This is a genomic window from Kosakonia sp. H7A (assembly GCF_003028445.1).
Taxonomy (GTDB): domain Bacteria; phylum Pseudomonadota; class Gammaproteobacteria; order Enterobacterales; family Enterobacteriaceae; genus Kosakonia; species Kosakonia radicincitans.
Map to the genome: position 1 here is coordinate 1 of NZ_PYTZ01000118.1, position 452 is coordinate 452.

Annotated in this window: 1 protein-coding gene; it reads right to left on the reverse strand. The window is 67.9% G+C overall.

Going from position 1 to position 452, the window contains the following annotated elements:
- A partial coding sequence (locus CWM66_RS28505) for a PadR family transcriptional regulator (RefSeq protein ID WP_199200097.1) occupies nucleotides 1-310 on the reverse strand: 310 nt, incomplete at its 3' end.
- Nucleotides 311-452 lie beyond the last annotated feature (142 nt).

The following is a 452-nucleotide window of genomic DNA, read 5'->3' on the forward strand; positions in this document are numbered from 1 at the left end:
CGGCGGCCCATTGCGCCAGGCAATCGCGCCCGGTCGCGGTAATGCGGTAATAGCGGCGTGGCGGGCCGGACATCGACGGCTCGACCTCGCTCTCCAGCAGGCCGGCGCCTTCGAGATTGCGCAGCACCGGATACAGCGCGCTCTGCTTGCCGGCCAGCACGCCGTCGCCGATGCGCTCCAGGCGCTTGGCGATCAGGTAGCCGTACAGCGGCTCGCGGGCCTGCGCCAGGACGGCCAGCAGCGCCAGCGACACGGTGCCGGCACTGAGTTCCTTCTGGAACTTGCGCAGCTGGGCGTCGATCTCGCTCATGGCCACCTCCCGCTAGGTTGGAGGCCATGCTATTGCGAAGTTCGGTATACCGAATGTGCCGGTAGTCACCCCGACGCCCCGGAGGCCCATACCGGCGCGTTTGCGGAGCTGAATGCCTACAATGGCGCGCACTATGTCCCCC